10 protein-coding genes are annotated in these 13,392 nt (G+C 62.3%); all 10 read left to right on the forward strand.

Annotated elements, in window-relative coordinates; translation table 11 throughout:
• Position 1: 1 nt before the first annotated feature.
• The 10 genes from araD1 (at position 2) to yjfF (ending at position 13,388) form a co-directional block, all read left to right on the forward strand.
• Positions 2-994, forward strand: a complete 993-nt coding sequence (gene araD1, locus U0004_RS02165; protein WP_070258441.1) for an AraD1 family protein — start codon at positions 2-4, stop codon at positions 992-994.
• Positions 991-2,568, forward strand: coding sequence for an aldehyde dehydrogenase (NADP(+)) (locus tag U0004_RS02170; RefSeq protein WP_070258443.1), 1,578 nt, complete (start codon positions 991-993; stop codon positions 2,566-2,568). The genes araD1 and U0004_RS02170 overlap by 4 nt, the downstream gene beginning before the upstream one ends.
• An 86-nt stretch (positions 2,569-2,654) precedes the next feature.
• Complete coding sequence (locus U0004_RS02175) at positions 2,655-3,422, forward strand: SDR family NAD(P)-dependent oxidoreductase (protein ID WP_070258445.1); 768 nt, start codon at positions 2,655-2,657, stop codon at positions 3,420-3,422.
• 226 nt (positions 3,423-3,648) lie between these two features.
• On the forward strand, positions 3,649-5,193 hold the full coding sequence (locus U0004_RS02180; protein WP_070258447.1) for an alpha-N-arabinofuranosidase: 1,545 nt from the start codon (positions 3,649-3,651) through the stop codon (positions 5,191-5,193).
• Between the two features lie 68 nt (positions 5,194-5,261).
• Positions 5,262-6,296 (forward strand): arabinan endo-1,5-alpha-L-arabinosidase, encoded by a 1,035-nt coding sequence (locus tag U0004_RS02185; RefSeq protein ID WP_070258449.1) that lies wholly within the window; start codon positions 5,262-5,264, stop codon positions 6,294-6,296.
• Positions 6,297-6,304: 8 nt separating this feature from the next.
• Complete coding sequence (locus U0004_RS02190; RefSeq protein ID WP_070258451.1) at positions 6,305-8,662, forward strand: glycoside hydrolase family 127 protein; 2,358 nt, start codon at positions 6,305-6,307, stop codon at positions 8,660-8,662.
• A 162-nt stretch (positions 8,663-8,824) separates the two neighbouring features.
• Positions 8,825-9,787 (forward strand): ABC transporter substrate-binding protein, encoded by a 963-nt coding sequence (locus tag U0004_RS02195; RefSeq protein ID WP_070258453.1) that lies wholly within the window; start codon positions 8,825-8,827, stop codon positions 9,785-9,787.
• 9 nt (positions 9,788-9,796) lie between these two features.
• The gene (locus tag U0004_RS02200) at positions 9,797-11,338 is read left to right on the forward strand and encodes a sugar ABC transporter ATP-binding protein (protein ID WP_070258455.1); all 1,542 of its coding nucleotides are present in this window, start codon (positions 9,797-9,799) and stop codon (positions 11,336-11,338) included.
• Positions 11,335-12,417: an ABC transporter permease gene (locus U0004_RS02205; protein WP_070258457.1), complete on the forward strand. Its 1,083-nt coding sequence runs from the start codon at positions 11,335-11,337 to the stop codon at positions 12,415-12,417. Before U0004_RS02200 ends, U0004_RS02205 begins: the two co-directional genes overlap by 4 nt.
• Positions 12,414-13,388, forward strand: coding sequence for a galactofuranose ABC transporter, permease protein YjfF (gene yjfF, locus U0004_RS02210; protein WP_070258459.1), 975 nt, complete (start codon positions 12,414-12,416; stop codon positions 13,386-13,388). Before U0004_RS02205 ends, yjfF begins: the two co-directional genes overlap by 4 nt.
• Positions 13,389-13,392: the final 4 nt, after the last annotated feature.

Here is a 13,392-nt window from a genome sequence, read left to right on the forward strand (position 1 = left end):
CATGCTGTTGCTGCAATTTACGAATGAACATGGCGGCCGCCTGGTCGGCCTGCTGCAAGACGACCAGATCCGCGTCATCGAAGGCTACAACACGACGTATGCGCTGGCGCAAGACGCCATCCGCAAGAAGGTCGGCCTGACGGACCTGGTGAACGCCACCGTCGGCAACACCACGCATTCCTATGCGGCCGTGGCCGCTGGCGGCCGTGTGCTGCCGCCGCTGGACCACGCGGATGAAGCGCACTGCTACGTGACAGGCACGGGCCTGACCCACCTGGGCAGCGCCGGCGCGCGCGACGCCATGCACAAGAAGATCGGCGGCGACGCCGAGTCTTTGAGCGACTCCATGAAAATGTTCCGCCTGGGCGTGGAAGGCGGCAAGCCGGCTGACGGCACGGCCGGCGCCCAGCCGGAATGGTTCTACAAAGGCGACGGCTCCATCGTGCGCGCGGGCGGCCAGCCGCTGCGCATGCCGGACTTTGCCCTCGATGGCGGCGAGGAGCCGGAAATCGCCGGCCTGTACGTGATCGGCGACGATGGCCAGCCCTACCGCGTCGGCTACGCCATCGGCAATGAATTCTCGGACCACATCACGGAACGCCAGAACTATCTGTACCTGGCCCACTCGAAACTGCGTGCCTGCAGCGTCGGGCCGGCCCTGCTGGTGGGCGAATTGCCCGCGCATATCGTTGGCGCCTCGCGCGTGCTCGATGCGGCTGGCAATGTGCGCTGGGAGAAGGCGTTTGTCAGCGGCGAAGAGAATATGTCGCACACGATTGCCAACCTGGAACACCACCACTTCAAGTATCCGCTGTTCAAGCGCCCCGGCGACGTGCACGTACACTTCTTTGGCACGGCCACCCTGAGCTTTGCCGATGGCGTGAGCGTGGCGCCGGGCGAAACCTTTGAAATCGAAGCGCCGGCCTTTGGCCCTGCCTTGCGCAACCGCCTCGACGTCTTCCCAACCGAATTTGCGAAAGTGAGCACATTATGAGTTTCAATATCACCGGTGATGCATTGATCGGCGGCGTCGCCGTCCAGGGTAATGGTGGCTCCTTCCAAGCCTGGGACCCGGCCGCGCGCGCACACATCGCGCCCGCTTTCCATATGGTTGACGTAGCGCAAATCGACACAGCCTGCCGCCTGGCGCAAGCCGCGTTCGACCCGTTCCGCGCCACCACGGATGCGGAACGCGCCGATTTCCTCGACACCATTGCCGCGCAAATCCTCGAACTGGGCGACGACCTGATCGTGCGCGCCATGACGGAAAGCGGCTTGCCGCGCGCGCGCCTGGAAGGCGAACGCGGCCGCACGGTCGGTCAGCTGAAACTGTTCGCCGGCTTGCTGCGTGAAGGCTCGTGGACGGATGCGCGCATCGACAGCCCGCTGCCTGACCGCGTGCCGCCGCGTCCTGACTTGCGCTTGCGCATGATCGGCCTGGGCCCCGTCGCCGTGTTTGCGGCCAGTAACTTCCCGCTGGCCTTTTCCGTGGCCGGTGGCGATACGGCCTCGGCCTTGGCTGCCGGCTGCCCTGTCGTGCTGAAAGCCCACTCGGCCCACCCTGGCACGTCGGAGCTGGTGGCGCGCGCCATCGTGAAAGCGATTGCCATCTGCAAGCTGCCGGCCGGCGTGTTTGCCTTGCTGACGGGAACGGGCAATGGCATCGGCCAGGCGTTGGTGGCCCATCCGGCCATCCAGGCCGTCGGCTTTACGGGTTCGCGTTCGGGCGGCATCGCCCTGATGAAGGTGGCGGCAGAACGTCCGCAACCGATCCCCGTGTATGCGGAAATGAGCAGCATCAACCCCGTGTTTGTGCTGCCGCAAGCCTTGGCCGCCCGCGGCGCGGCGATCGCCAGCGGTTTTGCCGCCTCGCTGACCATGGGTGTGGGCCAGTTCTGCACCAATCCCGGCCTCGTGCTGGGCCTGGAAGGCGCCGACTTTACGGCCTTTGCCGCCGCTGCCGCCGAAGCGCTGGCACCGGCGCCTGCCGCCACCATGTTGACGGCTGGTATTGCCAGCAGCTATGCCAAGGGCGTCGCCGCCCTGGCGCAGCACGCCGATGTGACGCCGCTGGTGCAAAATACGGGCGACGAAGGCAAGGGCGCCGCCGCCCTGTTCGTCACTTCGGGCGAAGCGTTTTTGGCCAAGCATGACTTGCGCGACGAAGTCTTCGGCCCCGCCTCCCTGCTGGTGGCTTGCCGCGACATGCAACAGTTGCTGACGATCACGGAAAGCCTGGAAGGCCAGCTGACGGCCACCCTGCAGATGGATGCGGGCGACCTGGAAGATGCGCGCCGCCTGCTGCCTGTGCTGGAACGCCGCGTGGGCCGCATCCTGGCCAACGGTTTCCCCACCGGCGTGGAAGTGTCGACGGCCATGGTGCACGGCGGCCCGTTCCCGGCCACCTCCGATGGCCGCAGCACCTCGGTCGGCACGGCAGCCATCAACCGCTTCCTGCGTCCCGTGTCGTACCAGAACCTGCTGCAGGACTTGCTGCCGGAGTCGCTGCGCGACGATAATCCGCTGGGGATCTGGCGCCGTCACGATGGCGTGCTGGGCAAGGACTAAAACCTGCTGCGCGGCGGGGCCAACGGGTCTTGCCGCGCCGGCTTGTGTTGCACGTTGTATATAAAAAATAAACAGGTGGAGACAAGATGAAGCAATTGGCGAAATATGGCAGCTTGCAGGGCAAGCGCGTGTTCATCACGGGCGGCGGCAGCGGCATCGGCGAATCCCTGGTGGCGGAATTTGCCGCCCAGGGCGCGTTGGTGGCGTTTGTCGATATCGCCGTGGAAGCGAGCGAGGCCCTGTGCCGCCACCTGGCCGAAGCGGGCTGGACGGCACCCTTGTTCCGCCATTGCGACATCACGGATATTCCATCGTTGCAAGCCGTCATGGCCGAACTGGCAGGCGAGCTGGGCGACTTCGATATCCTCGTCAACAATGCCGCCAACGACCAGCGCCACCAGGTGCAGGACGTGACCCTGGAATACTGGAACGAGCGCATTGCGATCAATCAACGTCCGATGTTCTTCACGTGCCAGGCCGTCTTCGAAGGCATGAAGCGCAAGGGCGGCGGTTCCATCATCAATGTCAGCTCGATTTCCTGGCACATGAAGTCGGGCGGCTACCCCGTGTATGCCACCACCAAGGCCGCCGTCGTGGGCCTCACGCGGGGCCTGGCGCGCGATTATGGCGCCCACAATATCCGCGTCAACACGGTCACGCCGGGCTGGGTCATGACGCAGCGCCAGATCGACCTGTGGGTCGACGACGCGGCCGAAGTGGAAATCAAGAAAAGCCAATGCTTGCCAAGCAAGCTGATGCCGCAGGACATCGCCGCCATGGTGCTGTTCCTGGCCTCGGATGACGGCGCGATGTGCTCGTCCCAGGAATTCATCGTCGACGCCGGCTGGGTTTGACAAAACGTCCAGGGCGTTGTTGCAGCGTCTCGCCGTACTAGCGTACTGTCTTCGACGCTGCGCCTAGCCCTGGGCGTTTTGTCGGCCGCAGAGTTGCAGCCTGCCAAATCTTTCCTCTTTCGAAATACCGCTCTTGCCGCCCCAACCCTGCGGCAGGAGAGGCATCGCCACATCCATTGCCGGCTTGATTCCGGCCCTTGCTTTTCACTTAAAAACAGGAGACAGCATGAAATTCATCAACACCAGCATCGCGGCCTTGAGCCTGGTCGCCGGCAGCGCCTTTGCCGCGCCCGTCAGCGTCACCATCGACGTGGCCAAGCCCGGTTCCGTGATCAACAAGAACGTGTACGGCCAGTTCGCCGAGCACCTGGGTACCGGTATCTACGAAGGCATGTGGGTGGGGCCGGACTCGCCCATTCCGAACACCAAGGGCTGGCGCAATGACGTGCTGGGCGCGCTGAAACAGTTACACGTGCCCCTGGTCCGCTGGCCGGGCGGCTGCTTTGCCGATGAATATCACTGGAAGGACGGCATCGGCGCGCGCGCCCAGCGCCCGACCAAGGTCAATACCAACTGGGGCGGCGTGGAAGAGTCGAACGCCGTCGGCACGCACGAATTCTTCGACCTGGCCGAGCTCCTGGGCGCGCAGACCTACATCAACGGCAACCTCGGTTCCGGCACGCCGCAGGAAATGTCCGAATGGCTCGAATACATGACGTCGGACAGCAAGTCCACCCTGGCCGAGCTGCGCCGCAAGAATGGCCGCGCCCAGCCGTATAAAGTCGATTACTTTGGCATCGGCAATGAAGCCTGGGGTTGCGGCGGCAATATGCGCCCGCAATACTACGCCGACCTGTACAAGCACTATCACACCTTCATGAAGACGCCGGAAAGCGCGCGCCCGAAATTCATCGCCAGCGGCGGCAATGACGACGACATCAGCTGGTCCAGCACCCTGAGCCGCGAAATCAAGCCGAACATGATGGACGCCATCAGTTTCCACTACTACACGGTGCCGACCGGGATCTGGGAAAAGAAGGGCGCCGCCACGGGCTTTGGCGAAAATGAGTGGATTTCCACCCTGAGCCGTACCCTGCGCATCGATAGCTTGATCAAGAACAATATCGCCGCCATCGACAAGAACGATCCATCGAAAAAGACGGGTTTGTACGTCGATGAATGGGGCACCTGGTACGACGTGGAGCCGGGCACCAACACGGGTTTCTTGTTCCAGCAAAACAGCTTGCGCGATGCGCTCGTCGCCGCCCTGAACTTCAATATTTTCCACGCCCATGCAGACCGCGTGCGCATGACGAATATCGCGCAAATGGTCAACGTGCTGCAGGCGATGATCATCACGGACAAGGACAAATATTTCCTCACGCCTACGTATCACGCGTTTGAAATGTACGTGCCGTTCCAGGATGCCACATCGTTACCGGTCGCCATCAATGGCAATGGCAAGTACAGCCTGGGCAAGGTCAGCATTCCGGAAGTCAGCGCCTCGGCCGCGCGCGCCAAGGATGGCAAGGTGTACTTGTCCTTGGTGAATACCAACCCGCACAAGGCTGTCGATGTGAGCGTGGCGGTGGCAGGTCAAAGAGTGACAGCCGTGAATGGCCGCGTGCTGACCGCAGGCAAGATGGATGCCGTCAACAGCTTTGCGCAACCGCAAGCCGTACAACCGGTGGCGTTCAATGCCAAGGCGCAAGGCGGCAAGCTGACCGTATCGGTGCCCGCCAAGGCCGTCGTGGTGGTGGCTGTCGAATAGTCTTCACCCCTTGTCATTCATCCGGCCGGCCCGCATGATGGGCCGGCCCATTCATATCGGAGTAGACGATGCATACATTGACCCGCGGCATGGCTGCCATTCTGGGCACCCTGGCGATCATGGCTGCCGCGCACGCGGACCAGGTCAGCGTGCACGACCCCGTGATGGCCAAAGAAGGCGACACGTATTATCTGTACAGCACGGGTCCCGGCATCACCTTTTACAGTTCAAAAAACATGGTCGACTGGCAGCCCGAAGGGCGCGTCTTCGCGGGCCAGCCCACGTGGGCAAAAACAGCCGCTCCATCGTTTGACGACCATATCTGGGCGCCCGACGTACAATTCCATGACGGAAAATATTACCTGTATTACTCCGTGTCCGGCTTCGGCAAGAACACGTCCGGCATTGGCGTGACCGTCAACACCACCTTGAATCCCCGTTCGCCCGATTACCGCTGGGTCGACCAGGGCATGCTGCTGCAATCCGTGCCCGAGCGCGACGAGTGGAACGCCATCGACTCGAACATCATCACCGATGCCAAGGGCACGCCATGGATGTCGTTCGGCTCGTTCTGGAATGGCATCAAGCTGGTGAAACTGACGCCCGACTGGACCCGTATTGCGGAACCGCAAGAGTGGCATTCCCTGGCGCGACGCGTGCCCTTGCCGCCAAGGGCCGGCGAATTCAAGCCCGCACCGGAGGAAATCGAAGCGCCGTTCATCTTCCAGCATGGCAGCGATTATTTTCTCTTTGTGTCCTGGGGCCTGTGCTGCCAGAAGGAAAAAAGTACCTACCACCTGGCCGTGGGACGCGCCAACAGCGTGACGGGTCCCTACCTGGACAGGGATGGCCGCGACATGGCGCAGGGCGGCGGCACGGTGGTGCTGCAAGGCGACAAGGACTGGAAGGGTCTGGGCCACAACAGCGCCTACACCTTCGATGGCAAGGATTACCTGGTGCTGCACGCGTATGAGACGGCGGACAATTACTTGCAGAAGCTCAAGATCCTGCCCATGACGTGGGACAAGGATGGCTGGCCGCAGGTCGATGCGCGCGACTTGAACCGCTATCAAAGCCGCCAACTGCCGGCCGCCAAACCCTGAGGGCGCCCATGCAAAAGACCTTGTTGACGCTGGCGCTGGCCGCTGGCGGCCTGCTCGCGCCTGCGGCGCAGGCAGCCGAGCTGTTTCCCCTCTCGTCCGTGCGCTTGAAAGCGGGGCCGTTTCTCGATGCGCAAACGACGGACTTGCACTATCTGCTGGCGTTCGATCCGGACAAATTGCTGGCGCCGTTTCGCCGCGAGGCGGGCTTGCCGCAGGTGCAGTCCAGCTATGGCAACTGGGAATCGACAGGGCTGGACGGCCACATGGGCGGGCATTACCTGTCCGCGCTGGCGCTGATGGTGGCATCGACGGGCGACGCGCAGGCGCGCGAACGCCTCGACTACATGCTGGTGGAATTGAAGAAATGCCAGGATGCCAATGGCAACGGCTATCTGGGCGGTATCCCCGACGGCAATGCCGCCTGGCAAGCCATCGCCAAGGGAAAATTGCAGGCCGACACCTTCTCCGTCAATGGTAAATGGGTGCCGTGGTACAACCTGCACAAGGTGTTCGCCGGCTTGCGCGACGCCTACCAGTACGCCGGCCATCTTGAAGCGAAAACCATACTGATCGCCTTGTCGGACTGGGCCGTGAATCTGTCGGCCTCGCTTACCGATGCGCAGATGCAAGCGATGCTGCGCGCCGAGCACGGCGGCATGAACGAAGTACTGGCCGACGTCTACGCGATGACGGGCGAGCAGCGCTACATGGACCTGGCCGTGCGCTTTTCGCATCAGGCGATCTTGCAGCCGCTGGCGGCGGGGCAAGACAAGCTGACGGGCCTGCATGCGAATACGCAGATTCCGAAGGTGATCGGCTTCGAGCGCATCGGCGCGCTGACAGGCCGGCGCGACTGGCAGCAGGCGGCGACATTCTTTTGGCAAACCGTGCACGACAAGCGCACGGTGGCCATCGGCGGCAACAGCGTCAAGGAGCATTTCCACGACGAGCACGATTTTTCGTCGATGGTGGAAGAGGTCGAGGGGCCGGAAACGTGCAATACCTACAATATGCTCAAGCTCACGCAGCAGCTGTTCCGCCGCGATGAGCAGGTGCGCTACGCGGATTACTACGAGCGCGCCCTGTACAACCATATCCTGTCGTCGCAGCGCCCGGGCACGGGCGGCTTCGTGTATTTCACGCCCATGCGCCCGAACCACTACCGCGTGTATTCGCAAGTGGACAAGGGCATGTGGTGCTGCGTGGGATCCGGCATCGAAAGCCAGGCCAAGTATGGCGAGTTCATCTACGCGCATGAAGGCGACGCCCTGTACGTGAACCTGTTCATGGCGTCCACGCTGGACTGGAAAGAGCAGGGCGTGAAGATTATCCAGAGCACGCAGTTTCCGGACCAGGACACGACGCGCATTACCGTGCAGGGCAGTAAAACCTTCAGCATGAAGATCCGCTACCCGCAGTGGGTAGCCAAGGGCAAGCTGCGCCTGAAGCTCAACGGCAAGTCCATGCGCGTGAACGGCGTGCCCGGTGACTACGTGACCATCACGCGCGCCTGGAAAGCGGGCGACACCGTCGATGTCGCTCTACCCATGACGACGCGCCTGGAACAGATGCCGGACCAGTCGAATTACTATGCCGTGCTGCATGGCCCCATCGTGCTGGCCGCCAGGACGCAGCCGTTCGCGAATGAACAACTGAACTATTTTGCCGACGACTCGCGCATGGGCCATATCGCCCAGGGGCAAGTGTGCCCGTTGGAATCGTCGCCCCTTTTCGTCAGCGATGAGAAGGATTTCATGCGGAGAATCCGTCCCGTGAAGGGACAGCCGCTGACGTTTACGGCGCCCGGGTTGATCCAGGGCAAGGATGCGGCGAAGATAAAACTGATCCCGTTCTTCCGCCTGCATGACTCTCGCTACATGCTGTACTGGCCCGTGTCCACGCCGGCCAGGATGGCGCAGCTGCAGGAAACCACCGCGCAAGCCGAAGCGCAGCGCCTGGCGCTCGATGCGCAAACCATCGACCAAGTGGCGCCCGGGCAGCAGCAGCCGGAATCTGATCATTTCTTCCAGGCGGAAGGGGGAGAAAACGGCGTCAACAAGGGCAGGCACTGGCGCCATGCGACAGGCTGGTTCAGCTATGAACTGAGCGACCCGCAAGCCGAAGCGAAGCTATTGCGCCTGACCCTGTCCACCCTCGATGCGGGCCGCGTCTTTGACGTCCTGATCAACGGCATCAAGGTCGAGACGGTCGCCGTGGCGGCCGATGCGCCGCAAGAGCTGCATACGGTCGATATTGCCTTGCCTGCGGCCTTGGTAGCGGCCGCCAAGGGTAAATTGCGCGTGAAATTTGTCGCTGGCAAGGATTCCGTGGCGGGAGGCCTGTATGGACTGCGCTTGCTGCGCTGAGGGAAGAGGGACTCTGCTGGCGATACCGATACGCAAATCGGTATCGCAAGCGAAAAAGAATTGATTGGATGGCTATGTTGCTTTCTCCTACCATGGGTTCATAAAAAACCGCCCATCCGGCATCCGGCTGTGATGGTATTCCAAAAAAAACTGGAGACAAGAATGAAATTGACACGCCGCACACTCCTCGCCAGCGCCATGCTGCTCGCACTGTCCGCTACTTCTTCCGCTTTCGCCGCCAAGCCCCTCGTCATGGGCTTTTCGCAGGTGGGCGCCGAAAGCGAATGGCGCACCGCCAATACCGTCTCCATCAAGGATGCCGCCAAGAAAGATGGCGTTACCCTGAAATTTGCCGATGCCCAGCAAAAGCAGGAAAACCAGGTCAAGGCGCTGCGCTCGTTCATCGCGCAAAAGGTCGACGTCATCGCCTTCTCGCCGGTCGTTGAATCGGGCTGGGATACCGTCTTGCGCGAAGCCAAGGCTGCCAAGATTCCCGTCATCCTGACGGACCGCGCCGTCAACGTGGCCGACAAATCGCTGTACGTGACCTTCATCGGTTCCGACTTCGTGGAAGAGGGCCGCCGTGCCGGCCAATGGCTGCTCGAGCATGCCAAGAAAACCCCGGATGCCACCCTGAACATCGTCGAGCTGCAAGGCACGGTGGGCTCCGCCCCGGCCATCGACCGCAAGGCGGGCTTCCTGGAAGTGGTGGGCAAGAATCCGAAGATGAAGATCATCCGTTCGCAAACGGGCGACTTTACGCGCGCCAAGGGAAAGGAAGTGATGGAAGCCTTCCTGAAGGCCGAAGGCAAGAAGATCAACGTGCTGTACGCGCACAATGACGACATGGCCATCGGCGCCATCCAGGCCATCGAAGAAGCGGGCATGAAACCGGGCAAGGATATCGTCATCATCTCGATCGATGGCGTCAAAGGCGCGTTCGAGGCCATGATCGCCGGCAAGCTGAATGTCACCGTCGAGTGCAGCCCGCTGCTGGGTCCGCAACTGATGTCGATTGCCCGCGATGTGGTGGCCGGCAAGCCCGTGCCGGCGCGCATCACGACGGTGGAAGGCGTGTTCCCTGCCGAGGTGGCCGCCAAGGAATTCCCGAACCGTAAGTACTAAGCTTGCCGCATGATGAAGACGCAAGTGAAACACAATGCCGCGCCAGCTCCCTTGCTGGAGTTGCGCGGCATCAGCAAGTCCTTTCCCGGCGTCAAAGCCCTCAGCGACGTAGCCCTGCGCCTGTATCCGGGCGAAGTGCACACCTTGATGGGGCAAAATGGTGCCGGGAAATCGACCCTGATCAAGGTGCTGACGGGCGTCTACACGCCCGACAGCGGCCAGATTTTGCTCGATGGCAAGCCCATTGCGCCCGCGTCCACCTCGGATGCCCAGGGACTGGGCATCAGCACCGTGTACCAGGAAGTCAATCTGTGCCCGAACCTGTCGGTGGCGGAAAACATTTTTATCGGCCGCTATCCGCGCCGCTTTGGCGCTATCGACTGGCGTGGCATGCAGCAACAGGCGCGTGCCTTGCTGCAGCAATTGCAGATCGATATCGATGTCACGGCGCAACTGTCCAGCTTTCCGCTGGCCATCCAGCAAATGGTGGCCATTTCGCGCGCGCTGAACATTTCGGCCCGCGTGCTGATCCTCGATGAACCCACGTCCAGCCTGGACGAGGCGGAAGTCAATCTGCTGTTTTCCGTGCTGCGCCGCCTGCGCGAGCAGGGCATGGCGATTCTGTTCGTCACCCATTTCCTCGACCAGACGTATGCCATTTCCGACCGCATCACCGTCATGCGCAATGGCGAGCGCGAGGGAGAGTACGCGTGCAGCGAGCTGTCGCGCCTGGCGCTGGTGAACAAGATGATCGGTGTGGCGGCCGACACGCAGGAACAAACGCTTGATCTGGCGCAAGACGCGGGCGCCGCCAGCTTTGGTCCGACTGTGCTCGAAGCGCAGGGCCTCGGCCGCAAGGGCGCCTTGCTGCCCATGGATTTCCACATCCGCCAGGGTGAATTGCTGGGCCTGGCCGGCTTGCTCGGTTCGGGCCGCACGGAACTGGCGCGCCTGCTGTTTGGCGCCGACAAGGCCGATTCCGGCACGATCACGATGCAGGGCCAGCCACGCCACTTCAGCGTGCCGCGCGATGCGATTGCCCGGGACATCGGCTTTTGCTCGGAAGACCGCAAGCATGAGGGCGCGATTTTGTCGCTGTCCGTGCGCGAAAACATCATCCTGGCCTTGCAGGCCCGCACGGGCTTGTTGCGCGCCATTCCGTTCAAACGCCAGCAGGCGCTGGCCGATGAATATGTGAAGGCGCTCGGCATCAAGACGGCCAGCATCGAAGCCCCCATCGGCAGCCTGTCGGGCGGCAATCAGCAAAAAGCCTTGCTGGCGCGCTGGCTGGTGACGTCGCCGGCCATGCTGATCCTCGATGAACCGACGCGCGGCATCGACGTGCGCGCCAAGCAGGAAATCATGAGCTATGTAAGCAAGCTGTGCCGCAAGGGCATGGCCATCCTGTTCATCTCGTCGGAGCTGCCGGAAGTGCTGCGCTGCAGCGACCGCATCGTCGTCATGCGCGACCGCAAGGGCTGCGGCGACTATGCGCGCGGCGAGCTGGACGACAGTTCCGTGCTGCAAGTGATCGCCGGAGACGCCACATGAGTTTATCCACGCCATCGAGCGCGCCACTGGCGCGCGCCGCTTCCCTTACGAATGCTTCCATGTTGCAGAGTGTCTTGCATCACCCCCTGAGCCGGCCCCTGGCCGCGCTGTTCTTGCTGCTGCTGGTCGACTTCTTCGCCATCCCCGGTTTTTTCCATCTGGAAATTCGCGACGGTCACCTGTACGGCAGCGTGATCGACATCGTCAACCGCGCCGCGCCGCTGATGCTGGCGGCCTTGGGCATGACCCTGGTGATCGCCACGCGCGGCATCGATATTTCCGTGGGCGCCGTCGTGGCCCTGTCCGGCACCGTGGCCGCCATGCTGATCGGCGGCACCATGGTGATGGAAAATGGCGTGCCGACCTACGTGAGCAACATTCCCATGGGCTGGGCCCTGGCCGCCGCCCTGGGCGCGGCCTTGCTGTGCGGCGCCTGGAATGGCGTGCTGGTGGCGGGCCTGGGCTTGCAGCCCATCGTCGCCACCCTGATCCTGATGGTGGCGGGGCGCGGCCTGGCGCAATTGCTCACGGATGGGCAGATCGTCACCGTCTACTACCAGCCCTTCTTTTTCATCGGCAGCGGTTACCTGTTCGGCTTGCCGTTTTCCCTGTTCCTCGTCGCTGCCGTGTTCCTCATCACGGCCGTGCTGATGCGCAAGACGGCCTTGGGCCTGTTCATCCAGGCCGTCGGCATCAATCCCGTCGCCGCGCGCCTGGCCGGCATCAAGACGGCGACCCTGATTTTCTTTGTGTACGTCTTTTGCGCCGCCTGCGCGGGGCTGTCGGGCCTGATGATCAGCTCGAACATCAAGAGCGCCGACGCGAACAACGCTGGCCTGATGCTGGAACTGGACGCCATCCTGGCCGTGACCCTGGGCGGTACGTCCCTGGCTGGCGGCAAGTTCAGCTTAGTCGGCAGCATGATCGGCGCGCTCATCATCCAGACCCTGACCTACACGATTTATTCGCTGGGTGTGCCGCCGGAAGTGAACATGGTCGTCAAGTCGGTCGTCGTCTTCCTCGTCTGCCTGTCGCAATCGTCGGAATTCAAGCAATTGCTGCATCGGAGAAAAGCATGAAGGGTTTGCTGCACACCCCGTATTTCACCTCGCTCGTCACGGTCTTGCTGCTGGTGGTGATGCTGGGCCTGGGCGGCGCCGCCTACCCGGGCCTGCTGTCGACGCAGGTCATTTTTAACTTATTGATCGATAACGCCTTTTTGCTCGTCATCGCCGTCGGCATGACCTTCGTCATCGTGTCCGGCGGCATCGATCTGTCCGTCGGTTCCGTGCTGGCCCTGTCGACCATGATCGCCGCCTGGCTGCTCAACGTGGCGCACTGGCCGCCGCTGCTGGTGATCGTCACCGTGCTGGCGCTGGGCACCGTATTTGGCGCCAGCATGGGCGCGCTGATCCATTATTTCAAATTACAGCCGTTCATCGTCACCCTGGCCGGCATGTTTCTGGCGCGCGGGCTGTGCTACTTGATCAGCATCAACTCCATCACCATCGATGATCCGCTGTTCGTGGCCATGTCGCAGACGCAGTTGCAATTTCTTGGTGGTTTTGTCTCGCCGGGCGTGGTGATCGCCGTGGTCACTTTGCTGCTGGCCATCTGGCTGGCGCACGCCACGCCGTTCGGCCGCGCCGTGTATGCGATCGGCGGCAATGAACAATCGGCCTTGATGATGGGGCTGCCTGTCGGCCGCACCAAGGTTTTCATTTATGCCTTCAGCGGCTTTTGCGCCTCGCTCGGCGGCGTGCTGTTTTCGTTCTACATGCTGTCCGGCTATGGCTTGCATGCGCAAGGCACGGAACTGGACGCGATTGCCGCCGTTGTCATCGGCGGCACCCTGCTCAGCGGCGGCTACGGCTATGTGGCGGGTGCGCTGTCGGGCGTGCTGGTGCTGGGCACCATCCAGACCCTGATCGCCTTCGACGGCACGCTCAGCTCGTGGTGGACCAAGATCGTCATCGGCGGCCTGCTGTTTGTCTTTTGCGTCGTGCAAAGACTGATGGCCATGGGCCAGAAAAATACCAACGGGAGTTAATCTG

It is taken from the genome of Janthinobacterium lividum (genome assembly GCF_034424625.1).
GTDB classification, from domain to species: Bacteria; Pseudomonadota; Gammaproteobacteria; order Burkholderiales; family Burkholderiaceae_D; genus Janthinobacterium; species Janthinobacterium lividum.

Excerpts from the sequence above, each read along its gene's own strand:
- araD1 (WP_070258441.1), top strand. The coding sequence starts at position 2 with ATGCTGTTGCTGCAATTTACGAATGAACATGGCGGCCGCCTGGTCGGC.
- U0004_RS02170 (WP_070258443.1), top strand. The coding sequence starts at position 991 with ATGAGTTTCAATATCACCGGTGATGCATTGATCGGCGGCGTCGCCGTC.
- U0004_RS02175 (WP_070258445.1), top strand. The coding sequence starts at position 2,655 with ATGAAGCAATTGGCGAAATATGGCAGCTTGCAGGGCAAGCGCGTGTTC.
- U0004_RS02180 (WP_070258447.1), top strand. The coding sequence starts at position 3,649 with ATGAAATTCATCAACACCAGCATCGCGGCCTTGAGCCTGGTCGCCGGC.
- U0004_RS02185 (WP_070258449.1), top strand. The coding sequence starts at position 5,262 with ATGCATACATTGACCCGCGGCATGGCTGCCATTCTGGGCACCCTGGCG.
- U0004_RS02190 (WP_070258451.1), top strand. The coding sequence starts at position 6,305 with ATGCAAAAGACCTTGTTGACGCTGGCGCTGGCCGCTGGCGGCCTGCTC.
- U0004_RS02195 (WP_070258453.1), top strand. The coding sequence starts at position 8,825 with ATGAAATTGACACGCCGCACACTCCTCGCCAGCGCCATGCTGCTCGCA.
- U0004_RS02200 (WP_070258455.1), top strand. The coding sequence starts at position 9,797 with ATGATGAAGACGCAAGTGAAACACAATGCCGCGCCAGCTCCCTTGCTG.
- U0004_RS02205 (WP_070258457.1), top strand. The coding sequence starts at position 11,335 with ATGAGTTTATCCACGCCATCGAGCGCGCCACTGGCGCGCGCCGCTTCC.
- yjfF (WP_070258459.1), top strand. The coding sequence starts at position 12,414 with ATGAAGGGTTTGCTGCACACCCCGTATTTCACCTCGCTCGTCACGGTC.